Raw genomic sequence first — 24,218 nt, 5'->3', positions numbered from 1 at the left:
TTATTCTTTTAGCGAACCCAGCATTGCCCCTTTGACAAAATATCTTTGCAGGAACGGGTAGACGATCAGAATCGGCACCGTGGCAAAGATAATAATGCCTGCGCTCATCATCTCCGGCGTAACCGGCATGTTTAGTTCGAACTGCACCTCCCCCATGAAGTTATTCAGTCCCTTCTTGGCGACCAGGTTCTGCAGCAGTACCTGCAACGGATAAAGAGTCTTTTCCCTTATGTAAATAAGTGCGGAAAAGTAAGTATTCCATTGATAAACGGCGTGAAATAGACCAACGGTGGCAAGAACAGCCGTCGATAAGGGCAGCACAACACGGAAATAGATACCGGCCTCACTGCAGCCGTCCATCTTCGCTGCATCGAACAGCTCTCCAGACACATTCCGGAAAAAGGTTCGCATAATAATCACGTAAAATGCGCTTGTTGCTCCCGGTATCATCAATGACCAGAGCGTATCGAGCATGTTAAGGGATTTGACAAGTAGAAAACCCGGTATAAGAGGTGCGGGCAAAATAAAAGTAAGTACGATGAGCCGCATGATCCATGTTCGTCCTGGCATGGTCGTTCTAGAGAGCGCGAAAGCAATCATGGACGTGAGCGCCAATGTAATCAGCGTGCCAAAGACGGTAATGTAAACACTGACGCCCATTGCCCTCCACATTTCATCCATCGAAAATATTTTTTTGTAAACGGCAAATTGCAGTCCCTTCGGCCAGAAATAGACCAGCTTAGCCTGCGCATAAAGCGGAGAACTTAGGGAAACCGACAGGACGTGAATTAACGGAGCCAGCATAATCAGGCTTAGAGCCGTCAGGATGGTTGCCAAAAATGCTTCAAAAGCTATAGGTTTGCGCATGACTCTACCTCCGATTTTAGTAAAGGCTCTCTCCGGTTGTTTTACGGCTCACCGCATTAAGCCCGAATACGAGTATAATGCCTACCACGGCTTTGAACAGGGCAATTGCCGTTGTATAGCTGTACTGTCCGCCTACCAAACCGAAAGTATAAACATACGTATCGAATACTTCACCCACATCCCTAACTAGCGGATTCAGGAAAATCAGTACCTGCTCCACATTCGCGTCCAGAATATGTCCGATCGAGAGAAGCAGCACGACAACCATAGTCGGCATCAAAGAGGGCAGCGTAATGCTCCACATTTGTCTCCATCTGCTTGCACCGTCTACCATGGCAGCTTCATAGAGGTTCGGATTAATGCCGGATATTGCCGCCAGATAGAGAATGGTACCCCAACCGACTTCTTTCCAGATCCCCGTAGAGATCAGTACGGCAAGAAATGTGTCTCCTTGCGTCACATAGTCAACCTTTGCCAGACCCATTTTGCTAGCTACCGTATTAATAATGCCTTCATAGGAAAGCAAATTGATGAGGATGGAGCCGACGATAACCCATGACAGGAAGTGAGGCATGTAGACTACGGTTTGCACGACTCTCTTAAACCACATCGATTTCAGCTCATTCAGCAGCAATGCCAGAATGATCGGCGCAGGGAAGCCGAACAACAGCGAATAAACGCCGAGCTTTATCGAATTGCGAAACACTTCATAAAAATCTTCGAATCCGAACATCCGCTCGAATTGAGCGAAACCCACCCATGGGCTGTGTAAAATCCCTTTGAAGATGTTATAGTCCTGAAAGGCTATGACATTTCCAAGTAACGGAACGTATTTGAATAGTAAAAAATAGAGCAGTCCGGGCAAAGCAAACAAGATGAGTACCCACTTGTCTCGTAACACCAATCGCCTGTTCATAACATCACCTTCCGATTCTTGTGGATGACCGACCCGCTTTACTTCATTCGCGAACTGCGCTGCATGTATTCGGCATGCAGCGCAATTCACAATTAACGTTATTTATGGAACTCATTGTACCACTGCGTTGCTTCTTCAATTGCTTTATCTCCGCCGCGTTTATTCCAGTCCGCAGCGAATTTATCGAAGGCATCAATCGGTTGATCTCCCGTCATGATCTTGGAGAACATCTCAACGAACATCGTTCCCCATGTAGATATTTCCGGGTTATTCTGGAAGGTGACAAGCGGCGGCATATACAGACTATCATGCGGCATTGCAATATCCGCCGAGAGCTTATAGCCTGCAATAATCTTTTCCGATTCCGGCAATGTCTTTAATACCAGGTCATTGTTGAACCCGATTTCACGGGGATTGATGGACAGCTGGAACATTTGGAATGCATTTTTATCCGCGTTAACGGAAGACGAAACATCATATTTGAGTTCTCCGCCTTCGTCGGTATAGTTGGAGCCCTCAATCCCATAGGCGAAGAACTTGTCGGCTTCCGGGGCACTCCATGCCCAATCGAGATACTTGATGATTTCTTCGGGATTCTTGACCGTTTCTGGAATCACCCACACGAAATAAATGCCATCGGACACGGCTCCCAAACCTCTTTCGCCTCTAGGTCCCGCCGGCGGAGCAACCATCGAGATCTTGACCTTGTCCGGCTCGTTAACGAATTTCTTCGGCGCATTGGTTGCACTGAAGTCCGGTGTGTATTGATAGACGGCGGCAGCAAAGCTTCCCGACTTGCCGTTATAGATATCGGCGCGGAAGTCTGCCTCCTTCTTCGTGAACAGATCACGATTGACATACCCCTTCTCGTACAGCATCCGATAAAATGCGATTGCTTCCTTCATCTTGGGGCTGATCATATCAGGAATCAGCTTGCCATCCTGCATGTGCCAAGTTCCGGGATCAACGCCGAATGATCCGAAGAACATCGAGCTCCAACCCACTCCTTCAAACATCGTATAGCCGTATTCGTCGTTCGGATCGCCATTGCCGTTCACATCCTGAACCTTAACCTGCTCGAAATAGTTCAGCCACTCGTCAATCGTTTCCGGTTGCTTCAGGCTCAGCTTGTCGAGCCAATCCTGGCGGATAAAACCGATCCTGTCATTGGCTGTTCCGACAAGAACTGGTATGCCGTAAATTTTCCCGTCCTTCTGAACTCGCGGACTGTTCCATGCGGTTTCGGGAATGCGTTTTTTGAGGTTTGGACCGTACTGATCAATCAAGGGACCTAATTCTTTGAAGATACCCTGTTCAACCGCATCCTTGTGAATGGTGGAATCGATGCTGGGCGTCCGGACCAAATCCGCCAAATCCCCGGAAACAAAACGCAGAGAGAGCTGTTGATCGTAGTCGGAATGTCCCAGAAAATCAAAACTGAGATTATAACCCGATAGCTTGTTTAACTCTTTGATATAGGGATCGTCTGCTTTTACAGTTTTGGCATACTCCGCTTCTGCATGGGAAAGCAGCACCTCAATGGATTTATTACCGGAATCCGAGCTTTTGGTTCCGCTTTCATTTTTGTTTTCAGTTGTTGACTTTCCTTCACTATTCGGACTGCTCTCGTTTCCTGTGTTCTCCTTACTAGAACACGCGGATAGAATGAGTGCGAGTGCGATGACGATAACCCAAATTTTCTTCATTTTGTGATACCCCTCTCGTCTAGTGTTGTTCATGATTTATGTTCGCAAGGCGGTCATCTGCCTGAGGTCGCGATCCTCCAAGGCATTTGGCCAATCCCCTAAAACCGAAATATATTGAAGCCACACTCATTTCTAAATCTACTGCTCTATAAATAGGATTGAATTACTTTGTTGATACCGTTTGCAATATCTTCCATGTCCCTCTCGGATCCAAGAAGAACGTTCTGGTGCAACCAGAGCAATTCATGCTCGGAAGCTCTTTCTGCCACCGGACAGCTGTTAGACTTAACTTCTCCATGCAGCTTGTGGATTCGATCGATAATTGCGGTGTTTTTGTTAAGCGGGACATAACCTGCCGTAACCGGTATCCCCTCCGCATTCAACTTGCGGATAAAATCCTCTTTAACAATTCTGTCTGTAACGTCTCTATCCAGCTTGAACATATAAAGGTGGTTCGCATGTTTCGTAATTCTGCTATCATACTTAACGGGATGGATTCCTTCAATTCGGCACAGTAGTCCATCCAGATTATTTGCGCTGCGCTGGCGAGCTTCCATCTGTTCTTCTAGACGGCTCAACTGCGCAAGCGCTAGCGCAGCCTGCACCTCACTGAACCTGAAGTTCCAGCCAATACGCTCGTGCTGATACCATTTACCATTGCGAACACGACCGCAGTTATGAATCGACCAGACATGATCGGCCAATTCCTCGTCGTTGCTCACAATGACGCCACCCTCGCCGCTATTGAGATTTTTACTGGATTGGAGACTGAAGGTACCCAGATCACCTAGAGCTCCTACCCCCTGGTCTTCCCATTTGGCGGCTACAGCCTGTGCGGCATCTTCTATTAACGCTAGTTTGTATGTTTTCGCAATTTGTCGTAACCGGGTCATGTTGGCCGGAGCGCCCGCAATATGAACGGCGATAATCGCCTTCGTAGCTGGAGTGATCGCCGCTTCGACCTTATCCGGATCGATCAGCATCGACTCATCTACGTCCGCAAATACCGGAATAGCTCCGATCAACAATGCAGCCGTAGCCGTAGCAATGAACGTATAGGGGGGCATGATGACCTCATCGCCGGCATCTACGCCTGCAGCCAGTAAGGCAATGCTTATGGCAACTGTGCCATTATTGACTGTTACGGCGTATTTCGCATCCTGCAGGCGGGCAAACTTTTCCTCGAATAATTTGATTTTATCCGGATCCACACCTCCCCAGTTCCCCGATCTGACGGCCTCCAACATAAGCTTCTCTTCCAGTTCTCCGAAAACCGGCCACTCGGGAAATGGGTGCATTCTTATCGGACTTCCACCGTCTACTGCTAATCTTGCCTTCTGCATGCTGTTACTCCTCCTAGGTTTGTTCGTCGATAATAGCCATAAGTTGTCTTTTTACTTCCGCCTCAACAGCTTGGTCGAAGGGACAAGGAAGGCCGAAATAAGTGACGGATTCGATCGGCTCATATCCGCCTTCCTGCAGCTGTTTGGCGGTTGTAATATATCCGATCATTCCATTGCTGTAAGCCAGAGGGACTAGGCCAGGGGAGCAGCTTTTCAAGAACAAGCCGTATTCCACGACCATTTCTCCATTCATAGCTATAAAGGTTAACCCATCGGCTATTGTTAGCTTGGTTATTTCAAATCGGGCTTGCTTCCTGAGCTCGCCTTGCTGCTCCGGTATTTCTGCAAAGGGAAGTACTGCAATCGACCGCCTGCCCGTCAGCACATTGGGTTCAAGCCATTCAAGCTCTCCGGATAGGATCGCCTCCACATCGTCTGCAAACCTTTGTCCTACAATGGAAATGACATCCTGATTGGCTCCGACAAATTCCGGCCTAACAGGATTAATATCGCCGCAGCATCCTTGCAAATAAGCGTATACCGTCAAGGGGTCATGACGGCTCTCCAGCTGTTCCATCGCATAACCGCAAAATTCAGAGGATACCGAATTGCGGTCAGATAGCGTAGGATGGCAAGCGTAATGGGTAAGCACACCCTTTCTCCTCCCAGCGGAAGTAGCAAAGACGTAAACCCTTAGCTCGGGATCGGTCACTCCTTCGACGTTCGGAGCCAACACAATTTGGTTTCCATCCCATTTCCTGCGATTCACGCTGATTTCGGATACACCTTTTCCCATCTGTATGCTCACAGGCTCGGCATCGCCTATTGCCTGTTCCACACTCTGGATTACCGCCTGCTCCAAAAAAGCGAGATATTCCGGATCAGGCTCTCCTAACCCAACTGTTCGCATTGAAATGGCCGGACCGGAGTGCGTATGAGTAGCGTGTAGAATAATGGCGTCTACCGCGATTCCCCACTGCCGCTCAATGCGCATGCGCAGTTGATCAGCCAGCTCTTCCGACCAGAACAAAATATCCGCAGACACGAGCAGCGACAGCAGCTTCGAACCGTCCGAAGGGCACTGTTGGAAATAAAACGTTCGTACGTACAAGCGGCTATTGATGGTCTCGAACTTTCGATTGTTCCGGCTGGCAAAACCCGCCAGCGGCAAGGCGAATGGCGGAGTGATATCTACTTTGGCTGTACCGACACTCAATTGAAGCTCCACAGGATCACTCCTTCCGATTTCTATGTTATAATAATTTCCACTAAGAATTCGGTCATTTTTTTTATTTACCCGGTCAATAGAAAGAAAACAGAGAAGAAATCGGGGGTAAATGGACATGGTTATGTTTCCGGAATATGAAGATGTTCTATCTTTATCTGGAGCCGTAAGCCGCAAGTTTTCCTGCGTAGTTACAACGCATACGCTCCATAAGTATTATGCTCTGCACCACCATGACGTGCTCGAACTTTCCCTCGTCGTTAGCGGAACCGGGACCGAATTCATTAATGGGAGTCCGCATAAACTTCAACCGGGAACAGTCACTTTTTTACGCCCCCATGATATGCACGAAATATTTTGCGATGATACGGGTGTAGAAGTGATTTGCTGCATGTTCGATATAAGCCTGCTGTTCGGATCAACAATGGAGGCGGATTTCGGCACGATCATTCTGGGCACGAATGACGGATCCACATCCTATGTAGATCTCGATCCTCAGCCTTACGCCGAAATGAGAGCCTGCCTTGAAAAAATGCGGTTCGAATACCTAGAAGACAAGCTGGCTAAAAATTCGTATATTCGCAGCAAGCTGATCGAAGCCCTGATTATCTATTTCCGCGCTCATCAGAGAAGAAATAATCTCACGCCGCCCAGTTCCAATTATCGCAATAAAAAGTTGATATGGAATGTCATTCAATACGTGAACACCCATTATATCAACGACTTATCCCTTGAAATACTGTCCAGCCAATTCGATACCAGCGTTTCCGCCATTAGTCTAGCGTTCAAGGAAGTGATGGGAACAACTTTCCTTCATTATTTACACAGCCTTCGGATCAGAAGAGCAACCGGTCTGCTTCTTAATACCAACATGTCTATTCTTGATGTCGCCTTGGAAACTGGCTTTCAATCCTTCCGCACTTTCTCCAGGGTTTTCGTAAAAATCGAAGGACTATCGCCCCGCGAATACCGTCTAAAGCACTCAAGAGAGTCAACAACCTCCAACCTTCAGTCCGATGTTCCAAAGGATTAGGAACCGATGCCCCCTACTATCCGATTCGCTATTCTGACGGCGGAACAAGCTTCTTCCGCCGTTATAGGAAGCGGGCTGTTCGTTTCGATTGCCCGGATAAAGCTCAACAACTGGCAATAATAGGGGTCTTCAAGCTCTGATGCCTCAGGGATAATGACACCTCGATCCGATAAATTCTCATGAACCGCCTTATTACCGCTCTCCATGTCCTCTCTGACGCTGCCGAAACTAAGAACCCCCTGATCTCCGGTAATATCAAACCCGGCATGAAATTCAGCCGCACCCCAAACAGCCCCTAATCTAACTGTAGTTCCGTCAGCGTAGTAGAGCCATGCCAACACTTGCTCCACTCCCTCGTGAGTGATAATCTCCGCACTTATCTGCGTGATTTGATCGCCTAGAAGCCAAAGCGCGTAATCGATATCATGAATCATAAGATCAAACACAACGCCGCCGCTTTTCCGCTTATCCAGAAACCAGCTGTTCTCCAGCGGCATTAGACTTGCTCTTGTTGTACGCACAGACTTGACCGCCCCAACTTCCCCTGAGAGCAACCGCCTGCGTGCATCCCTATATTCCGGAAAAAATCTAACCACATGGGCGACACATAATCTAACCCCTTCTATTCGGCTTGTCTTTATTAATTCCGCGCAATCCTCTTCGGTCAGTGCAAGCGGCTTCTCGCATATGACATGTTTCCCAGCCTCCAGAGCCTGCTGCACATATTCCTTATGCAAGTATGTCGGTAAAGTCACGCAGATGATATCGATATCCGGACGTGCGATCATTTCGCTGTAAGATTCATAGATTCGTGCTTGCAGCACTTCAGCTAATGCGGCTGCTTTCTCCCGCTCGGGATGACAGATCGCGGTTACCTGAACTCCCTTCATCCTCATCAATCGATCGACGTATACTCTTCCCATCGCGCCGCACCCGATTAAACCGATATTCATGTCTACCATCCTCCTCTTATTTGTTCTTCATTTTAATGATATCTACAAAAAAGGATGGTCAAAATTATTACGCAAGCAGACAATTCAGACATTTCGAAGGTTTCCGTGACCGGAATTCCACCGGAAAGAAGATGCGTGCATCTGGGCACGCGAAACAAACAAAAGCCGCAAGAGCATTGCCTGCTTCCATATGCGGAAGTCACAATTCTCTTACGGCCTTTATTCTTGCTTAGGGGGAAGCTGAGCCATCCGGATGATTTTCTCCAAGCCTTCGATGTAACGCTGAAACATGCTCCTTCCAAGCTGAGTTGCGCTGCAGGTGGTTCTTGGCCTTTTGCCGGCAAACGTCTTGGCTACGTCGATATAGCCCGCTTGCTCCAGCACGCGGATATGGCTGCCCAGATTCCCTTCCGTCAATCCAAGCTCATTGCGCAGAAAACCAAAGTCGCATTGTTGGTGTACAGTCAGCAGGCTCATGATGCCCAGGCGCGCCTTAGCGTGTATCGTTTCGTCGATGGCATCGAAGATATTCTCATTCATGCCGCTTACTCCTGCGCTGCAGGATCCATCCTGCAGCCACGTTACTCCCCCCGCCCAGCAAGCCTAAGATGAGGAACTGATATTCTCGAAAGAACAGTCCGGTTACGATGGCCAGCAGAATGCACCATGCCCCCAGCATGACCGGTCCTTTCCCCACCAGGGCGCCTAAGGACGCGTAAGCCATCCCCAGCAGAAGAAACCAGAAAACGGATAAATCCTCGGCTTGCACCATCTCCATCGCCATCATAAACGCGCCGGATGTCATCATGAACAGGAAGGGCACCCAGAACATCCATCCGAAGGAGCCGCCCTCCTGCACGTCGCCGCTGCGGGATTGCCTGATTCCGGTGATCGCAGACAGCATGACGCCGATGATCGCTCCGCTCGACCAGTACCATATGGGCCATAGCGTCTGATCGAACTGCATGCCGATATATCCCACCATCAGGTAGGTCCCCCATATATACAAATAAGGGGATGATTGATCCAGCTTCCGCTGGTTCTTAGCCATCAGCTGCTTAATAAATTCAATATCCTTCAATCCTTGCTGCCCAGGCTCCTGCTGCGTGTGTATCTGTCCGTTCGAATTTGACGATCTTGATAAATCATGATTCTCTCTCAATTACACCACTCCTGAGACTGCCTAATAGTCATGCGTACACTATCGATTCTCCCACCGGAATAACCATAATGCAAGCGACACACACACGATTGCGAATATGGCGAGCACAACCAGCCCTTGACCATAGTTTAACATCGAATGGCCCTGCCATACTCCTTGTGCCAGCTCTACGTAATAGGTCATTGGAATCCACTCGCTTATTGCCTGCATAATCTTCGGCAAATATTCAAGCGGCATGGAGATCCCGGATAAGAACAGCATGGGGAAAAAGATCGCCATGGCCAGTCCGCTCGCAGCTCCAGGTGTACTCGTGAGCCCCGACAGCGCAAAGCCAAGACTGAAGAATCCGATGCACCCGATCAAGATGCACCCGACCAGCAGCAGGATCGCTTGAAGCGTGATGTGAATATCCCATACCAGCTTCCCCACGATAATAACTTCGGCAGCTCCCGCCAGCACCAGCAGCAGCCCCTGAATCGAATGCGAGGCCAGCACCGCCGATTTGCGGATGGGCGTCACGCGAAAGCGCCGCAGTATACCGCTCTCCCTCAGGGTGATCATATTGATGTTAAGCGTGAATACGGAGACCGACATCACGTTCATGACACACAGCGCTGGAACGTAGTAGTCGATGTAGCGGCTGCCAGGAGCGCTTCCCGGCTGATCGCCAAACATGGATCCAAAGATAAGCAGCATGAGAACGGGATAAATGAGCACCCAGAATATCGTAATCCAATCGCGCAAGTAGAGACGTAAATCAAACGAAATGAGTTTTAAATAGGCGTTCATCTCACTCCCACCCCTTGCTGCAGCGTCAACTTATTAAAGACATCGTTCATCGATGCTTCCTCCAGCTTCAGGCCGCGAACCATCCAATTCTCATCGGCTGCCAGCTGAAACAGCTGCTTCAGCGTCTGATCCAGGTCCGTGGAATGCAGCTTAATCAAGGCAGGCTCCCATTCGATATTCACAACATACGTCAGCACAGACAGACTTTCTTTCTTAATGGATCCGGTATTGCTGAAGCTGATCCCCTTCGTTCCGCCCAGCATCGTGATCAGCTTCTGGGGGGTGTCCAGCGCAATGACGCGTCCGCTGTCGATAATCGCAACCCGATCGCAGAGAGCTTCTGCTTCCTCCATATAGTGAGTTGTAACGACGATCGTACGCCCTTCATCCCTTAGGCGCTGTATCGTAGCCCACATCTCGCTGCGGGCATTCGGATCCAGCCCCATACTGGGCTCGTCGAGAAATACGATGTCCGGATCATTGATCAAGGATAAGGCGAGTGAAACGCGCTGCTTCCATCCGCCGGACAGGGACTTGAAATAGACATTCTGCTTATCTGCCAGCCCGAATATGCGGGAGATCTCATCGATATCCGCGGTCTTATCATAGAAAGAAGCAAACAGGCCGAGCACTTCCTTCACTTTCGCTTTCCCGGGAATCGAGGTCGACTGCAGCAGGACGCCGATCCGCTGCTTGACGGCTTCCGCTTCCTTGCGTATGTCCATGCCAAGCACCAGAGCCATTCCGCTGTCTGCGAGCCGCAGCCCCTCGATAATTTCAATTAACGTCGTTTTTCCCGCACCGTTGGGGCCTACGATCCCGAATATTTCGCCTTTGCCAATCTGCAGCGAAATCCCGTCAACCGCGACCTTAGCGCCGTATTGCTTACGCACATGTTCAAGCTGAATAACCGTGGTCATTGGGTCACTCTCCCTATTTACTCTGAATTTCAGAGTAATTTCTTTTTCAGAGAATGTAAATGTCTGCTTGGCCGGCTCCCAGCGGTTCTGATGAATAAGCGGGCATAACAAATAAAGGCTGCGGGAGCCCATTACTTCCTCATGGGAAGAAACGAACTCCTGCAGCCTTCTATATCGTGCGCAGCTTAACCGCGGCTTGCTTGCCGCTGACTTGAATTCCCGTCTCCTTCGTTCCGACGGCGGATAATTCCTTGACCAGTCGTTCCAATAGCTCCTTGGCTTGCTGTCCTTCCTTGGAGCCTTGGAGCCGAACGACCAGCTGCACGGCATGGCCAGAGATAAGAAGCTTCTCGGCCTGCCGGCGCTTCGTCTCGAAATCATGGTCCTCGATTTGCGGAGTCAGCCGAATTTCCTTCACGGCCGCCGGCTTTTCCTTCCGGCGCTCCCCTTGCTTCTCCTGGAGCGCTTCCTGCTTCGCCGCGCCCCGAGGGGTAAGCTTGCAGGGAGGAGGACTGCTCATCAGTGACGTGCAGACTAGATCAACCTTCAGCTTCTTAGCCAATGCGAGAGCCTCGTCACGCGAGACGATCCCCATATCTTCGCCGGTCGGACCGGTTAACCGGACTTCGGACGCTTTTATTTTTTCATTGATGATCATTGTGACGCGTTCCCCCGGTTTGTCCGTATCATCCTCATGAATGTACCGCTTGCGGATTAATGCCGGTTGTTGTGATTGACTAGCGAGGGGAGTGATTTCGTACTACTCACCATGGACGAGCTACAGAGCGGGCAAGCGGGCTCCGTCTCAAATGCAAAATTATCCCTCATCCAACCGTTGCAGCCATCATTGGTGCATGACCAAATTGCGGTAACTTCTTCCGGAATTTCCTCTAACGGTTTTTTTCGTGAATACATGGAACGAACCCCCTCAGTCATTATTGGTTAGATCAACCGTGACGCGGAATGGAGCGCTTCGGGTTGACGAAAGATTAAAGACAGGTTATTCGACAATAGGAAGCCCTGTCCGCATAACGAAACAGGTCTTCCTATGTGGTAAAAAAACTGCCCCTAACTTGATGTTAAGTTAAGGGCAGTTCTCTTATGTTTGTCTTACAGCTTAACGACGTTCTCAGCTTGTGGACCACGGTTGCCTTGAACAACGTTGAATTCAACGCGTTGGCCTTCGTCAAGAGTCTTGAAGCCATCGCCAGTGATTGCGCTGAAGTGTACGAATACGTCGTTGCCGCCTTCAACTTCGATGAAGCCAAAACCTTTTTCTGCGTTGAACCATTTAACTGTACCTGTTTGCATTTGTAAATTACCTCCGAAAAATATTATTCCTCTCCAGTAAACAAAAATTCACATATTGAAAAAGGTAATATCGAAAAAATATTAACCCTTTACAATATGTGAATTCAGGTCTCCATTTCGATTACCCGAATCATACCATAAAAAAAATCAAAGCACAACTCATTTCCATCAATTTGAAAATTTATTTAAGAATAGTTCGTCATTCACCTCATACGATTACTCTGAAGACCGCTATGTATAAGATAAATGCCGCGTTGCTGTTGAACGGGAGAGCGCTTCGGAAGCGCTTCGGGCCATGCGGCAAATGGAAACGAAAGTCCCCCTCCTTCCAACCCCATTGTCAGTCTCCGTTATGGAGGAGCATCGCGGCGGCGCTCGTTTTCGATTCCGCCGGCTGCGGCCGCAACACCATCATTAAAGAAGGTTTTTCATCCGATACAATCGAATAGAACAACATACAGCACACAGAAGCCGCAGGCGCGGCTTCACCGAAAGGACGAGATCCCATTGCCAGACGACCGCGATCAGAGGGAACGCCCCAAGCTTAAGGTCATTTCATTCGACAAAGAAAAACAATCGCTCATCGAAGCGGAGCAGCCCTCGGTTACATTCGCCGATGTGGGCGGCATGGAAGACGTGAAACAGAAGGTTCGAATGAGCTTCATTCTCCCGCTGCAGCAGCCTGAAATCTTCCAGGCTTTCGGCCAGCAAGCCGGCGGAAGCCTGCTCCTATATGGACCGCCCGGCTGCGGCAAGACGTTTCTGGCACGGGCCGTCGCCGGCGAAATCAACGCGAATTTCATCCATCTCGAGCTGCAAGCCATTCTGTCGATGTATATCGGGGAAAGCGAGCATAATCTGCATGATCTATTCGAGAAGGCACGCAGCGAGAAGCCCTGCGTGCTCTTCATCGATGAGCTCGATGCGCTTGGCGGCGCCCGCCAAAGCATGCGGCAGCATCACGAGCGGATGCTCGTCAACCAGCTGCTCATTGAGCTGGACGGCCTGCATTCCTTTAATCAGGAGGTCTTCGTCATCGGCGCGACGAACACACTGTGGTATCTGGACACGGCTCTCCGCCGCCCGGGCCGGTTCAATCATCTGGTGTTCGTCTCCCCCCCGGAGAAGGAAGAGCGCGAGACGATTCTCCGCTTGAAGGCGGCCGGCAAGCCTCAGGAAGAAATCAACTTCCGCAAGCTCGCAGAGCTCACGGACAATTTCTCCGGCGCTGACTTAAACCAGCTCGTCGCGGATGCCTCGGAGAAAGCGCTCCTGCGCTCGCTTCAATCCGGGAGCATCCAGCCGCTGACGGCGGCCGATCTCCAGTCGGCGGCCAAGGAGCGGAGACCGTCCACATTGGAATGGTTTCAAACGGCGAAGAATTATGCCACCTTCAGCGACTCCAACAAGGACTACCAGAGCGTGCTCGATTATATGAAGAATCATCGACTGCGTTAATCAGGAGGCTGCACCAATGAATCCGACGACACTGCCTTTCAAATCAAGCTATCTCAGCAGAATCGACCAGCTCCTGCACTGGGATCGTTATGAAGACGCGCTGAAGGAAGCCGAAGCCTGGCTCAAGGAGGATCCGGACGACGCAGACGCATACGGCGCACTGTCCGTCATCTATCAGTTTATCGATATCGACAAAGCCCTTTACTGGAGCGGCGAGGCGCTGAATCGCGATCCGGAGCTGGAAAGCGCCTGGCGCGTCCGCCTTGTGATCGCTTATGAACGCAAGGATTGGCCGGCCTTCGAGACGCTCATAACCGAGATGCTGCGGATGTTCCCCGAGAATAGCTATCTCTACCGGATGCAGGGGCAATATTGGCTGACAAAGAATAAATGGCAGGAGGCATGCGAGCAGCTTGAGCAAGCGATTGCCTTGGATCATTCGTCTCTCAATTATGCTGTGTATGCCTACACGCTCGCCCTGCTCAATAAGGATGAACTATCCTTGGATGCCGAACGGACATCCTTGCGCGAGGATCCGGAGGACGATCAGGCGCTGCTCTATCTCGCTTGGGCCGCCGAGCGCCGGAATGATCACCGCAAAGCGGCCGAATTCATGGGCTCCGCGATCCGGCTGGATCCAAGCAATGCGCAAATACGCGAGGAGTATTTGGGCATTTTGCAGAAGTCCTTCTGGTTTTACCGGATCATGCTTTTTCCGAATTATTTGCGCAAGCTGAAGGGCTGGCATATCCTTATTATCTGGATTGCATGCTGGGTGCTCTTCAAGCCCCTGCTCGTTCTATTTATCCTGCTGTACATCGCCTCCTACTGGGCAAGCAAAGGACTGGTCCACGTCAAGGTGTTCGGCTGGACGCGGCGGCGGTAATGGATCATTCAGGGTGGCTGCAACTAGAGGCATCCCAGGAAATTAATAGACAGGTGAGGTCGCGATGAAAAAGATTTTATTTACCGGCGGCGGCTCGGCCGGCCATGTGACGGTTAACCTGGCTCTAATCCCCCGCTTTCTGAAGGAAGGCTGGGCAGTCTCGTATATCGGCTCCCACGACGGCATCGAGAAGCAGCTGATCGGCGAGCTGCCTGACGTGCGCTACTTCGGCATCTCTACCGGGAAGCTCAGACGCTATATGGACTGGCAGAACGTGAAGGATCCCTTTAAAGTAATCGGCGGCGTTATGCAGGCCTATCAGATCATCAGGAAGCAGAAGCCCGACGTCGTCTTCTCCAAGGGCGGCTTCGTCTCGGTCCCCGTCGTATTCGGCGCTTGGCTGAACCGAGTTCCGGTGCTCATTCATGAGTCCGATATTACACCGGGACTGGCGAACCGGATTGCGATTCCGTTCTCGGCAGCGGTGTGTACGACCTTCCCCGAGACGGAGAAGCATCTGCGTTCCGGCAAAACCCGCTATGTCGGAGCGGTCGTGCGTGATGATCTTGGAGCCGGCAGCGCAGAACGAGGAAGAGCCTTCTGCCAGTTTACCCGCTCGAAGCCCGTACTGCTTATTATGGGCGGCAGCCTGGGGGCGCGTAAAATTAATCAAACGGTACGTGCGGCCTTAAACAGGCTGACAGCCGAGTTTCAAATCGTACACCTGTGCGGCAAAGGGCAGCTAGAGCCTTCTCTGGATCTACCCGGCTACAGGCAATATACCTTTATCGGCGATGAACTGCCCGATATACTCGCGATGACCGATGTCGTCATATCGCGGGCGGGCTCAAACTCCATCTTCGAGTTTCTGGCGCTGAGAAAGCCAATGCTGCTCATTCCGCTCACGAAGGAGCAAAGCCGCGGGGATCAAATATTGAATGCCCGTTCGTTCGAGACTTCCGGCTACTGCCAGGTGCTTGAGGAGGAGAATCTGACTGCGGATACGCTCGCAAGCAATGTATCCCAGCTATACCGCAATCGGGAGAGCTATGTGAGGCGCATGGCGCAGAGCAAGCAGCAGGATGCGCTGTCGGATGTCATTCATCACATTAAACAAGCCCTCAAATCATAACCGCTGCGACCGTCTTGCAGCTGCTGCCCGCTCCCCCTATCCCCGGCCGCCCGTTTACAGCGAGGCCCGGGAGGGTAAAGAGAGGGACACCCTTACTACCAAAGGAGCGATTCATATGACAGCACATAACGACGGTCTCAGTGATAAAGTGAAGGGCAAGGTGTCGAAGCTCAAAGGGGAAGTGAAGGACCAAGTCGGCAATGCGACCGGCAACCATTCGCTTCAATTCGAGGGAAAGAAAGACAAGCTTAAAGGCGAATTCCAAGAAAACGTAGGCGAAGCAAAGGAAAAGCTATCCAAGTAGTGCCATTATCATAATATCGCGTATCAGCCCCGGCATCGTGCCGGGGCTGATGTTTTAGGCTAGGAGTTATTCGCGTCGTTAACGTTAGCCAGAACCAGCCAAGGCAGGTAGAGGGTAAAGCGGCTTCCTTGGCCAACATGACTCTCCAGCTCAATAAATCCGCCCATCAGCGCAGCGAATTGCTTCGAGATCGACAGACCCAGTCCTGTGCCTCCGTACTTACGGCTCGTTGTTCCGTCCGCTTGATGGAATGCCTCGAAGATCATGGATTGCTTCTCCGCCGGAATTCCAATCCCCGTGTCTTCCACCGTGAATGCCAGCCATTCATACGGCTTATCGCTGCCGTGTTCGGCATGAGATGGGCTGCTTGCCGGATATGCGGACAAATGTACCGTTCCTTGCTCCGTAAACTTTAGCGCGTTCGCCATCATATTCTGAATAATTTGCTGCAAGCGAACGCGATCCGCATACATATATTCCGGAATTTCGTCGCGATACGTTACCCTTAGTGCGATCCCTTTCTGCAGCGCCAGCGGCATAAAGGTCTGCTCCATATGCTGCAGAAGCTCGCGCACATTAAACTCCTCCGGCTCGACATCCATGTGGCCGGCTTCGATCTTCGACAGATCGAGCACTTCATTAATTAGGCCAAGCAGCCCTTTGCCCGATGTATGGATCAGGCCTGCATAACGGACTTCTTCTTCAGACATCCGGCCCTCCGCGTTCTCCTCCAATATTTGCGAGAGCACCAGCATGGCATTCAGCGGGGTACGCAGCTCATGCGACATGTTAGCGAGAAACTCGGATTTATACTGTGAGGCAAGGACAAGCTGCTCGTTCTTCTCTTCCAGCTTCTGCTTGGCAAGCCGCAGCTCTTCGCCTTTTTCCTCGGAAATACGGTACTGCTCCTCCAAGCGGATATGCGATAACTCCAGCTGCTGCTTCCGATTAGCCTCCATCATGAACTCGCGCAGCATAAACATGTACAGGAAGCTCAGCACCAAGCTGATGATCAGGGAGCCCGGCGCCATTTCGAGCAAGTATTCTCTCGTTGGAATGACGCCGAACGCCGCGATATAGACCACATTCATCGTATTGACCACCAGGATTACGATGGTCATTCTTGCATAGAAGCCGACCTGTTTCCGCTTCGCCCACACGATGATGGCCGTACATAACAAACTCATGAAGATGACATTCGTACAACCGACCACTGCCGCCTGGTTGATGCCGAAACTGAGGCGCGCAAGACCAAGACCGATCCCGATGGTCAGGATCGATAACGGGTTCCGTACAATCATGGACGCAATGATAACCGCCAGGAACCGCAGATCGAAGATGACCGTTTCGGAAAAGCGGAATCCGTAATGCATCGTCGTCCATCCGCTAATGATGGCAAGTGCGATAAAGAGGACTTCCTTCCATAGAGGGGAAAGCCGATAAGCGGCATATTTATAAATGAGACTGGCTGCATACATAAGCAGAAACAGAATACTGATATTGGCAAAGAAAGAGCTTAAAAACCGACCGACATCACTCACGAAGCAAATACCGCCTTTTCCATGAAACTTATTCCATTATAACCCAGTAGTTATGATGCATCACTGTCATTATTGCACAAATATATCTTTACCCGCTGCAACCATATCGAAAGCATAATCACAAAAAATAACCCCTAATTATGGAAAACATGATACAATTGGACTATTACTTTTAAGTCAAAAGGAGCAATTATTTGATGAAAACCACATTTATCTGTCGAAAAATCATTCTCAGCACAATGATTGCCTCGCTGCTGGCAAGTCCCGTTATTACACTCCCGGCTGAGGCGGCTGCCGCTTCCACCCCACAAACGGACAATGCGGTCCTTACATTCGCGGATCCCAATTTGGAAGCCTCCGTCCGAGGCGCTATCAATAAGAAAGACGGCGTACTGCGCAAGAACGATGTGAAGAACTTACAGCATCTCCGCATCTATAATAATGCCGGTATACGAAGCCTGAACGGGATCGAGCAGCTGACGAGCCTTACCACCTTCGCGCTCTATGATAATCCCGTTACCGATATTACCCCCATTACCAAGATGAAATCGCTCAAGAACGTCTATTTCGCCAATCTCAAAGGGGCCAATTATTACGAGGTTCAGCGAATGACCTGGCTGGAGGATCTGTCTCTAAGCAACCTCGACATGGACGATATTTCGTTCCTGAAGCCGCTGAACAAACTAACCTCCTTGAGCTTCACTGGGAATAAAGTGAAGGATATTTCCGTCTTGTCCACCATGACCGGCTTAACCTTCCTTCAGGCTGGCTGGAATGAAATCGAAGACATCTCGCCGCTGGCGAAGCTGCCGCTGCGCTCGCTTCACCTGAGCAGCAACAAGATTACGGATATTACGCCGCTCACCAACATGACGCAGCTGTTCGCCTTGCAGCTGGAATGGAACAAGATCGAGGATATCTCGCTCCTCGCCAAGTTTCCGAACCTGTATATGCTCACCCTGAACTCCAACCCAATTGCGTCCATGCTGCCCGTCTATTCTATGACATCGAAGCTGACGACCAAAGACTTCACCTTGACGGACAAGGATTTGACGCAAACGGTAAGCTTCCCGGATAAAGGGCTGGAGGAAGCCGTCCGTAAGGCGGCGAATAAGTCTCAGGGCGATCTGACCTTAGCCGACGTTGGCGCGATCTTATCTCTGGACGCTTCCGGCAAGTCGATTCGCGATTTGACCGGCATGGAATTATTGCCGCAGCTGGCCGAGGCCAATTTTTCTAACAATCAGATCAAGGATATTACGCCACTGCAGCATTTAACCCAATTGAGGACTCTCCGTCTGAAAGGGAATGCGATTAAGAACTATGCTCCCTTGCGTGACGTATACCGCGGCCTGACGGATAAAGATTTCAACCCGGGCTATACGAACCCTGCAGCTATAACAGTGTCTACGTTCGATGAGCTTGTGAAGGCAGCCGAGACCACGCTTGAGCAGCCAGGCAAGAAAGTGACGATTACCATCAAGGCGCCGGCACTCCAGAACGCGAAAACCTACAGTGACATGTACAGCTACTTGTTCACCAAGTACGCGGATACGTATGGCAAGTATCAATACATGAGCCCGACTGAGGTCCGGAAGGAAAAGATCGTATTCGCGCTCTACGCCGAATCCGCGAAGTACGATAAGCTAACCGGTACGGTCAACATCGAGAAGACGCCATTCACGTTCAATGCAGCTCAGTACGAGAAGCCTTCTGTGAGCGACAACATGAAGCCCGCCACGAGCATTCAATCGAATCATGCCGACATACAAGCGCTAGCGAAAGAGATCACCAACGGGCTCACGACGGATATGAAGAAATTGGAGGCGATTCACGACTGGGTCGCAGCTAACATTCAGTACGACTACGCGACCTTGCAGGGAACGAAGAATATGCCGCAGGACGCTGTCAGCGTGATGCGCAGCAAAGAAGCGGTCTGCGCCGGCTATTCGAATTTGACCGCCGCGCTCGGGCGGGCAGCCGGAATACCCACACAGGTGGTAACCGGCCATATCGCCCGTTTCGGCAGCACATGGGATAAGGTGCTCCCTTGGCTCTTCGACCGGAATTACTACCACGCGTGGAACCAGGCCTATGTGGATGGCAAGTGGATCGTGCTCGACACGACTTGGGATGCGGCGCAATATGCGGACGGCAAACAAACATCGGCGCCAACGCGGAGTTATTTTAATCCCGATCCGGCCGTCTTCGCATCCAGCCATACGTACTATGCGCCGAAACCAACGCCGGACGGACTGAAGGAGTTTTACTTCCAGCTCAGCGATGCCGACATGAAGGCTGTCTCCGATATAGCTTGGCAGGATGTATGGAAGAACGAGGGGGGAACCGGAACCTTCACCAGCTACACAGCAGCTGGGCATATGTTGAACGGTAAAGCGACTGCGATCAAAGCATACCGGATTCCGGACGGCACGTATCGCGTGCTGACTCTCGAACGTTCGAAGAGCGGGACGTGGACCATCGTCAGCAAGGTAACGAAGGATAATTACTTGGCACCTACGCCAGCCTACGCATTGAAGAAATATTGAAGAAATATTAAAGCAACGTCAAAGAGACACGCGTCAGAAGGAACAGCTTCATCTCCTCCTGCTACATGTCTCTTTGTTCGTTCTTGCGCTGCTGCAGACTATCCCGTATTTATCTTGACCCGTCTGAATAGCCATGGCTTCATGAATGCGATACATCCCGCTTCAATCGCCTTATTTGACCTCAAGCGGCCTTTGCTTCGTAATATGCAGCTCCCCTTGGTACAGATGAATGTAGATGGCATAATTCCCCGGTTTCTCGAAAATGGTGTCCGCGGAATACCGCCCCTTCCCATCGGACTGCGTCTCTAGAAATTCGGGAAGTCCCTCGTTATTTTCTCTCCGGACATCCAATTGAACATTCGCATCCTTATACGTTTCCAGACCCGTAATTTGGGCGATCAGCTTCATATTCTGCTTGGCGCTCGCCGGAGACGGATCGCTGATCAGCTCGATCTTGACCGCAGCCGGATCTTGTCCTTGTCCTTGTCCGCCAGTTCCGGACGTACAGCCCGTCATTAGACTCAACACCGCCATGGTGACGATGACCAAAAGCTTGCTTTTCATAGCACTTGCTCCTTCCTGCTGCATTCCTGCTTATCTGTATTTTACCCCAATCGTCCTCTTTCCGTATGACTCGATTGGGCTAGCTGGAGGTTGTTTCTATGAACGCTTCGTGAACCTTGGGCGTAAATTTCGTTATCGTACATACAAAAAGCCGCGGAGATCTTCATTCGCGGCTTCTGCATGATTATTCTATTTAATCAGGTGGCAGGCGATCCTTAAATCGTTGGCATCACGTTGCCGCCACTTACCGGAATGTACGCGCCCGTAATATAGCTGGACAAGTCTGATGCCAAAAAGGCAACCACGTTAGCGATCTCTTGGTCGGTGCCGCGGCGCTTCAGCGGTACCTTGCTTTCATATCCTTCGCTGCGCTCCGTATTGTTCTGGCGGTCCCGGTCGCTGATCGTCCATCCTGGCGCAACCTGGTTAACGGTAATGCCATGCTCCCCGATCTCGCGGGCCAATACCCGGTACAGCCCGTCCATCCCGCGTTTGCCCGCCACGTAAGCGGATTGGGTCGCGAAGTTCTGCATCGCGCATTCCGTATTGATGCCGATAAAGCGGCCGCGTTTGCGCTCAATCATTGCGGGTGCGAAGGCTTTGGACAAGTAGACGCTTTGCATCACGCAGGACTCGAACTGACTGGCGTAATCCTCCACAGACTGCTCCAATATCGAGGTCCATTGGTATTGAATAACCGCATTCGCCACGACGATATCAACCGCTCCGAGCTGTTCGGTTACAGCATCCTTCATCGCATAGATCGACTCGCCATTCGTCACGTCCGCTTGAACGATTATCGCGCGCCGGCCCATATCTTCAACTTCAGCCTGCAGCTCCTCGGCTTTCGCCGCATTCTGATTATAATGGATGACCACATCGGCGCCAGCCTTCGCCAGCGTCCGTACCATGACGCGTCCCAAATCGCCGGTTGCCCCGGTGATCAGCGCCACTTTACCCGTTAAATCTATCGATATCATATTGAATATCCTCCTAATATCAAGATGAGTAAATGTCCGATTCTACTTCACTATATCATATCGTGAAATCATAAAGGATGCCCTTTTCCAATCTTGTTCGCCTAGCTTGCGCCCCCTCATTGATGCATACAATCGTCACCATTCGCCACCAAACCCAACCCCAGGTCCAGTTACATGTGCCTATTCTTCGTATAAAATAGAATTGGCTGTACTTGCCAATTCTTTTCATGAGCCATTGAAGCATGCTCGATTCCGCCCCTTCGGAGGCGGATGGCTCACAAAACTTTGAGCCTATGCTTTCGACGAGAGTCTTGCTCGATTCCGCCCCTTCGGAGGCGGATGGCTCACAAACTTTGAGGAGGTTTCATGTTGAAATTGACACGATCACGAAGAACGGCTCGTATTTGTACCGCTGTACTCGCCCTGAGTCTAACGCTGCCAGCCAGCGTTTTTGCCTCTGAACCACCGGCCGCCCTTTCGCGCTCCACCGCACTTTCGACCTTCCAGGCTCCTATCATCAATTACGAGGCTCCTGCCTCCGTATCGCTGCCTGCGCTTACAACTGGTCCGCAGGATGCGAAGGAAGTTGAATCATTCCTCGATGCCCTGTTCGCCAAAGCGGACGTGAAAGCCAAAGCCGGCGCAATAGCGGTCAACATCGTCCGCGACGGGAAAGTGCTGGCATCCAAGGGCTACGGCGTGACCGACACGGAATCCAATACGCCAGTCGATCATGAGCAGACTGCTTTCCGTATCGCATCGGTATCCAAGGTGTTTACCGCAGCTGCGATCATGCAGCTCGTCGATCAAGGCAAGATTTCGCTGCAGGACAACATCGAGAAATATTTGGACGGTTACAAGGTACAGAGCACCTTCGACAAGCCTGTCACGATCGAGATGCTTCTTACACATACAACCGGGTTCGAGGTTCGCGACCCGTCCGGGGATAATTTTCTGTTCGATCCTTCTCAGACCCCTACTGCCTTGAAGGATGCCATATTCGCTAACTTCCCGCCTGTCGTCCGCGAACCGGGAACCTCTTACATGTACGATAATTTCGCCTCGGAGCTTCAAGGCTATATTGTCCAGCAAGTAAGCGGTGAGAAGTTCAGCGAGTATGTAGAGAAGCACATATTCAAGCCCTTGGGCATGGACTCTTCCAGCTTCAGCATGACAGATAAGCTCGCGGAACGCCTGGCGACCGCTTATGATCCAGCAGGTAATGCCATACCGGTCTACCGGTTGTCTCCGAGCGATCTTCCCGAGGGAAGCATGATCTCCACCGCTGGTGATATGGCCCGCTTCATGAACGCATTCTTGACGGGAGGCAAGGCGCCGACCGGGGAAGTGATTTTGTCGCCTGCGGCTCTCAAGGGAATGTCCACGTATCATTCGTCGATTCACAGCCAATGGCCGGACACCACCTATGGCTTCGAGGCCCCATTCGTTCCGGGCAAAACGAACGGACAGCATGTCGTTGTAAAGGGCGGCGATATCCTCGGCTTCAGCTCGCTCGTCTGGCTGCTGCCTGATCAGAAGACCGGCGTCTTCATCACCTATAATACGAATCAGAATTTGCGGGACGATCTGTACACCGCATTCATGGACCACTACTACTCCGGCAAAAAGGACACGTTCGGCGAAGCGGACTACAAACCGCAGGCCGCATCCGAGCTGGCCAAATTCGAAGGCCTGTATGCCGACTTACGGTCCGAAACGATTCTGTCGAGTATCGCGCTATCGGCCGAAGGTATCTTGACGATAGAGAACGGGCTTACCGGCCAGCATAAGCTAACACAGGTCGACGACCTGCTGTTCGTCGACGACACGGGTGCGCCGCTTGCTTTCCAAGCGAACGCGCAAGGGAATATAACATATCTTAAATATGCGAATCCTGTCAGTTATGCAGCCAAAATGCCGGCTTCGGAAGGGTTCCCGGACATTCCATCCGACCATCCCTACGCCAAGCCGATCCACAACCTTCAGTCGCTTGGTCTGCTGACGGATGACTCAAGCAAGCCGTTCGAACCGCTTAAATCCGTGACCCGCGGGGAATTCATTCACGCGCTCGCCGTGGAACTCAGCTTACCGCCATCCACGAATCCCGCTGCGTTTAGCGATATCGAAGATTCGCCGTATAAGGGCGATATCCAAGGTGCGCTGGAGCTCGGAGTCATTACCGGAACGAACAAAGGCACATTCGAGCCCGACCGGTCCATCAGCCGTGAAGAATCCGCTGTAATCATCGCGCGTATTCTCCAGCTCTCTGGGCACCAGGCTTCGGAAAGCAAGGTCAAGCTTGCGCCGGGAACGGCGCAGTGGGCAGAGTCTGCGGTCAAGACGGTCATTGATATGAAGCTTCATGGACCCGAGGTGACGGTCAAGAACGGCGTGACCGATTTCAACTCTAAAGCTGCCATGAATAAGCAGGAATTAGCTGCCCTGATGTTCGCACTCTTACTTCCTTCTTCATAATTACATGACAATTAACATGCCTAAACCTTCTTGTCCTTCACAATCGAGTAAGAGGGGGCGGCTAACCCCCGTCTTCTCACACCACCGTACATGCGGGTCCGCAT

At 51.1% G+C, this 24,218-nt stretch carries 23 protein-coding genes; 7 read left to right on the top strand and 16 right to left on the bottom strand.

The features are described 5' to 3' along the window. The 5 genes from NNL21_RS27130 to NNL21_RS27110 all read right to left on the bottom strand — a co-directional run bounded on the left by NNL21_RS27130 (position 1) and on the right by NNL21_RS27110 (position 6,060). Positions 1-867, bottom strand: coding sequence for a carbohydrate ABC transporter permease (locus NNL21_RS27130; protein ID WP_204820493.1), 867 nt, complete (start codon positions 865-867; stop codon positions 1-3). Positions 868-883: 16 nt separating this feature from the next. Then, positions 884-1,783 (bottom strand): ABC transporter permease, encoded by a 900-nt coding sequence (locus NNL21_RS27125; RefSeq protein ID WP_204820492.1) that lies wholly within the window; start codon positions 1,781-1,783, stop codon positions 884-886. A gap of 98 nt (positions 1,784-1,881) precedes the next feature. Beyond that, positions 1,882-3,489: a type 2 periplasmic-binding domain-containing protein gene (locus NNL21_RS27120; protein ID WP_204820491.1), complete on the bottom strand. Its 1,608-nt coding sequence runs from the start codon at positions 3,487-3,489 to the stop codon at positions 1,882-1,884. Positions 3,490-3,635: 146 nt separating this feature from the next. Further along, positions 3,636-4,832: a DegT/DnrJ/EryC1/StrS family aminotransferase gene (locus NNL21_RS27115; protein ID WP_204820490.1), complete on the bottom strand. Its 1,197-nt coding sequence runs from the start codon at positions 4,830-4,832 to the stop codon at positions 3,636-3,638. A gap of 13 nt (positions 4,833-4,845) precedes the next feature. Further along, positions 4,846-6,060, bottom strand: coding sequence for a neutral/alkaline non-lysosomal ceramidase N-terminal domain-containing protein (locus NNL21_RS27110; protein WP_204820488.1), 1,215 nt, complete (start codon positions 6,058-6,060; stop codon positions 4,846-4,848). A gap of 115 nt (positions 6,061-6,175) precedes the next feature. On the opposite strand from NNL21_RS27110, the gene NNL21_RS27105 reads away from it, so the two are divergent. Continuing rightward, positions 6,176-7,090 carry an AraC family transcriptional regulator gene (locus NNL21_RS27105; protein WP_204820486.1) on the top strand — a complete coding sequence of 305 codons (915 nt, stop codon included), beginning with the start codon at positions 6,176-6,178 and terminating at the stop codon, positions 7,088-7,090. On the opposite strand, the gene NNL21_RS27100 is transcribed toward NNL21_RS27105, so the two are convergent. The 8 genes from NNL21_RS27100 to NNL21_RS27065 all read right to left on the bottom strand — a co-directional run bounded on the left by NNL21_RS27100 (position 7,087) and on the right by NNL21_RS27065 (position 12,225). Beyond that, the gene (locus NNL21_RS27100; RefSeq protein ID WP_204820485.1) at positions 7,087-8,043 is read right to left on the bottom strand and encodes a Gfo/Idh/MocA family protein; all 957 of its coding nucleotides are present in this window, start codon (positions 8,041-8,043) and stop codon (positions 7,087-7,089) included. The genes NNL21_RS27105 and NNL21_RS27100 overlap by 4 nt on opposite strands. A gap of 219 nt (positions 8,044-8,262) precedes the next feature. Further along, positions 8,263-8,583: a winged helix-turn-helix domain-containing protein gene (locus NNL21_RS27095; RefSeq protein WP_204820484.1), complete on the bottom strand. Its 321-nt coding sequence runs from the start codon at positions 8,581-8,583 to the stop codon at positions 8,263-8,265. After that, positions 8,576-9,205, bottom strand: coding sequence for a hypothetical protein (locus NNL21_RS27090; protein WP_204820482.1), 630 nt, complete (start codon positions 9,203-9,205; stop codon positions 8,576-8,578). Before NNL21_RS27090 ends, NNL21_RS27095 begins: the two co-directional genes overlap by 8 nt. A 39-nt stretch (positions 9,206-9,244) precedes the next feature. Next, positions 9,245-9,994: an ABC transporter permease gene (locus NNL21_RS27085; RefSeq protein ID WP_204820481.1), complete on the bottom strand. Its 750-nt coding sequence runs from the start codon at positions 9,992-9,994 to the stop codon at positions 9,245-9,247. Continuing rightward, positions 9,991-10,914 carry an ABC transporter ATP-binding protein gene (locus NNL21_RS27080; RefSeq protein WP_204820479.1) on the bottom strand — a complete coding sequence of 308 codons (924 nt, stop codon included), beginning with the start codon at positions 10,912-10,914 and terminating at the stop codon, positions 9,991-9,993. The genes NNL21_RS27085 and NNL21_RS27080 overlap by 4 nt, the downstream gene beginning before the upstream one ends. Before the next feature lie 169 nt (positions 10,915-11,083). Further along, positions 11,084-11,572, bottom strand: a complete 489-nt coding sequence (infC, locus tag NNL21_RS27075; RefSeq protein WP_204820477.1) for a translation initiation factor IF-3 — start codon at positions 11,570-11,572, stop codon at positions 11,084-11,086. A gap of 56 nt (positions 11,573-11,628) precedes the next feature. Continuing rightward, on the bottom strand, positions 11,629-11,829 hold the full coding sequence (locus NNL21_RS27070) for a cold-shock protein (RefSeq protein ID WP_204820476.1): 201 nt from the start codon (positions 11,827-11,829) through the stop codon (positions 11,629-11,631). A 195-nt stretch (positions 11,830-12,024) separates the two neighbouring features. Beyond that, positions 12,025-12,225, bottom strand: a complete 201-nt coding sequence (locus NNL21_RS27065) for a cold-shock protein (protein ID WP_204820473.1) — start codon at positions 12,223-12,225, stop codon at positions 12,025-12,027. Positions 12,226-12,732: 507 nt separating this feature from the next. On the opposite strand from NNL21_RS27065, the gene NNL21_RS27060 reads away from it, so the two are divergent. The 4 genes from NNL21_RS27060 to NNL21_RS27045 all read left to right on the top strand — a co-directional run bounded on the left by NNL21_RS27060 (position 12,733) and on the right by NNL21_RS27045 (position 16,005). Further along, the gene (locus tag NNL21_RS27060; RefSeq protein ID WP_305880985.1) at positions 12,733-13,683 is read left to right on the top strand and encodes an ATP-binding protein; all 951 of its coding nucleotides are present in this window, start codon (positions 12,733-12,735) and stop codon (positions 13,681-13,683) included. Between the two features lie 16 nt (positions 13,684-13,699). Beyond that, a complete protein-coding gene (locus tag NNL21_RS27055) occupies positions 13,700-14,569 on the top strand; it encodes a tetratricopeptide repeat protein (protein ID WP_204820470.1) in 870 nt (289 codons plus the stop codon). A 64-nt stretch (positions 14,570-14,633) separates the two neighbouring features. Then, complete coding sequence (gene murG / locus NNL21_RS27050) at positions 14,634-15,701, top strand: undecaprenyldiphospho-muramoylpentapeptide beta-N-acetylglucosaminyltransferase (RefSeq protein WP_204820468.1); 1,068 nt, start codon at positions 14,634-14,636, stop codon at positions 15,699-15,701. A 115-nt stretch (positions 15,702-15,816) separates the two neighbouring features. Next, the gene (locus NNL21_RS27045) at positions 15,817-16,005 is read left to right on the top strand and encodes a CsbD family protein (RefSeq protein WP_204820466.1); all 189 of its coding nucleotides are present in this window, start codon (positions 15,817-15,819) and stop codon (positions 16,003-16,005) included. Positions 16,006-16,064: 59 nt separating this feature from the next. Here the strand turns inward: NNL21_RS27045 and NNL21_RS36635 are convergent, their stop codons facing one another. Then, complete coding sequence (locus NNL21_RS36635; protein ID WP_204820465.1) at positions 16,065-17,546, bottom strand: sensor histidine kinase; 1,482 nt, start codon at positions 17,544-17,546, stop codon at positions 16,065-16,067. Between the two features lie 197 nt (positions 17,547-17,743). Between NNL21_RS36635 and NNL21_RS27035 the strand changes: the two genes are divergently transcribed. Continuing rightward, entirely contained in the window at positions 17,744-20,095 is a 2,352-nt protein-coding gene (locus NNL21_RS27035; protein WP_204820463.1) for a leucine-rich repeat domain-containing protein, read from the top strand. A 171-nt stretch (positions 20,096-20,266) separates the two neighbouring features. On the opposite strand, the gene NNL21_RS27030 is transcribed toward NNL21_RS27035, so the two are convergent. Beyond that, positions 20,267-20,659 carry a FixH family protein gene (locus tag NNL21_RS27030; protein ID WP_204820462.1) on the bottom strand — a complete coding sequence of 131 codons (393 nt, stop codon included), beginning with the start codon at positions 20,657-20,659 and terminating at the stop codon, positions 20,267-20,269. Positions 20,660-20,874: 215 nt separating this feature from the next. Continuing rightward, positions 20,875-21,639: an SDR family NAD(P)-dependent oxidoreductase gene (locus NNL21_RS27025; protein WP_305880984.1), complete on the bottom strand. Its 765-nt coding sequence runs from the start codon at positions 21,637-21,639 to the stop codon at positions 20,875-20,877. A gap of 366 nt (positions 21,640-22,005) precedes the next feature. On the opposite strand from NNL21_RS27025, the gene NNL21_RS27020 reads away from it, so the two are divergent. Continuing rightward, entirely contained in the window at positions 22,006-24,114 is a 2,109-nt protein-coding gene (locus NNL21_RS27020; RefSeq protein ID WP_204820461.1) for a serine hydrolase domain-containing protein, read from the top strand. Positions 24,115-24,218: the final 104 nt, after the last annotated feature.

This window comes from Paenibacillus mendelii (assembly GCF_024498075.1).
Lineage (GTDB): Bacteria > Bacillota > Bacilli > Paenibacillales > Paenibacillaceae > Paenibacillus_Z > Paenibacillus_Z mendelii.
This window is presented reverse-complemented; position numbering and strand designations above follow the sequence as displayed.

Excerpts from the sequence above, each read along its gene's own strand:
- NNL21_RS27130 (WP_204820493.1), bottom strand. The coding sequence starts at position 867 with ATGCGCAAACCTATAGCTTTTGAAGCATTTTTGGCAACCATCCTGACG.
- NNL21_RS27125 (WP_204820492.1), bottom strand. The coding sequence starts at position 1,783 with ATGAACAGGCGATTGGTGTTACGAGACAAGTGGGTACTCATCTTGTTT.
- NNL21_RS27120 (WP_204820491.1), bottom strand. The coding sequence starts at position 3,489 with ATGAAGAAAATTTGGGTTATCGTCATCGCACTCGCACTCATTCTATCC.
- NNL21_RS27115 (WP_204820490.1), bottom strand. The coding sequence starts at position 4,832 with ATGCAGAAGGCAAGATTAGCAGTAGACGGTGGAAGTCCGATAAGAATG.
- NNL21_RS27105 (WP_204820486.1), top strand. The coding sequence starts at position 6,176 with ATGGTTATGTTTCCGGAATATGAAGATGTTCTATCTTTATCTGGAGCC.
- NNL21_RS27100 (WP_204820485.1), bottom strand. The coding sequence starts at position 8,043 with ATGAATATCGGTTTAATCGGGTGCGGCGCGATGGGAAGAGTATACGTC.
- NNL21_RS27095 (WP_204820484.1), bottom strand. The coding sequence starts at position 8,583 with ATGAATGAGAATATCTTCGATGCCATCGACGAAACGATACACGCTAAG.
- NNL21_RS27085 (WP_204820481.1), bottom strand. The coding sequence starts at position 9,994 with ATGAACGCCTATTTAAAACTCATTTCGTTTGATTTACGTCTCTACTTG.
- NNL21_RS27080 (WP_204820479.1), bottom strand. The coding sequence starts at position 10,914 with ATGACCACGGTTATTCAGCTTGAACATGTGCGTAAGCAATACGGCGCT.
- infC (WP_204820477.1), bottom strand. The coding sequence starts at position 11,572 with ATGATCATCAATGAAAAAATAAAAGCGTCCGAAGTCCGGTTAACCGGT.
- NNL21_RS27070 (WP_204820476.1), bottom strand. The coding sequence starts at position 11,829 with ATGTATTCACGAAAAAAACCGTTAGAGGAAATTCCGGAAGAAGTTACC.
- NNL21_RS27065 (WP_204820473.1), bottom strand. The coding sequence starts at position 12,225 with ATGCAAACAGGTACAGTTAAATGGTTCAACGCAGAAAAAGGTTTTGGC.
- NNL21_RS27055 (WP_204820470.1), top strand. The coding sequence starts at position 13,700 with ATGAATCCGACGACACTGCCTTTCAAATCAAGCTATCTCAGCAGAATC.
- murG (WP_204820468.1), top strand. The coding sequence starts at position 14,634 with ATGAAAAAGATTTTATTTACCGGCGGCGGCTCGGCCGGCCATGTGACG.
- NNL21_RS27045 (WP_204820466.1), top strand. The coding sequence starts at position 15,817 with ATGACAGCACATAACGACGGTCTCAGTGATAAAGTGAAGGGCAAGGTG.
- NNL21_RS27035 (WP_204820463.1), top strand. The coding sequence starts at position 17,744 with ATGAAAACCACATTTATCTGTCGAAAAATCATTCTCAGCACAATGATT.
- NNL21_RS27030 (WP_204820462.1), bottom strand. The coding sequence starts at position 20,659 with ATGAAAAGCAAGCTTTTGGTCATCGTCACCATGGCGGTGTTGAGTCTA.
- NNL21_RS27025 (WP_305880984.1), bottom strand. The coding sequence starts at position 21,639 with ATGATATCGATAGATTTAACGGGTAAAGTGGCGCTGATCACCGGGGCA.
- NNL21_RS27020 (WP_204820461.1), top strand. The coding sequence starts at position 22,006 with ATGTTGAAATTGACACGATCACGAAGAACGGCTCGTATTTGTACCGCT.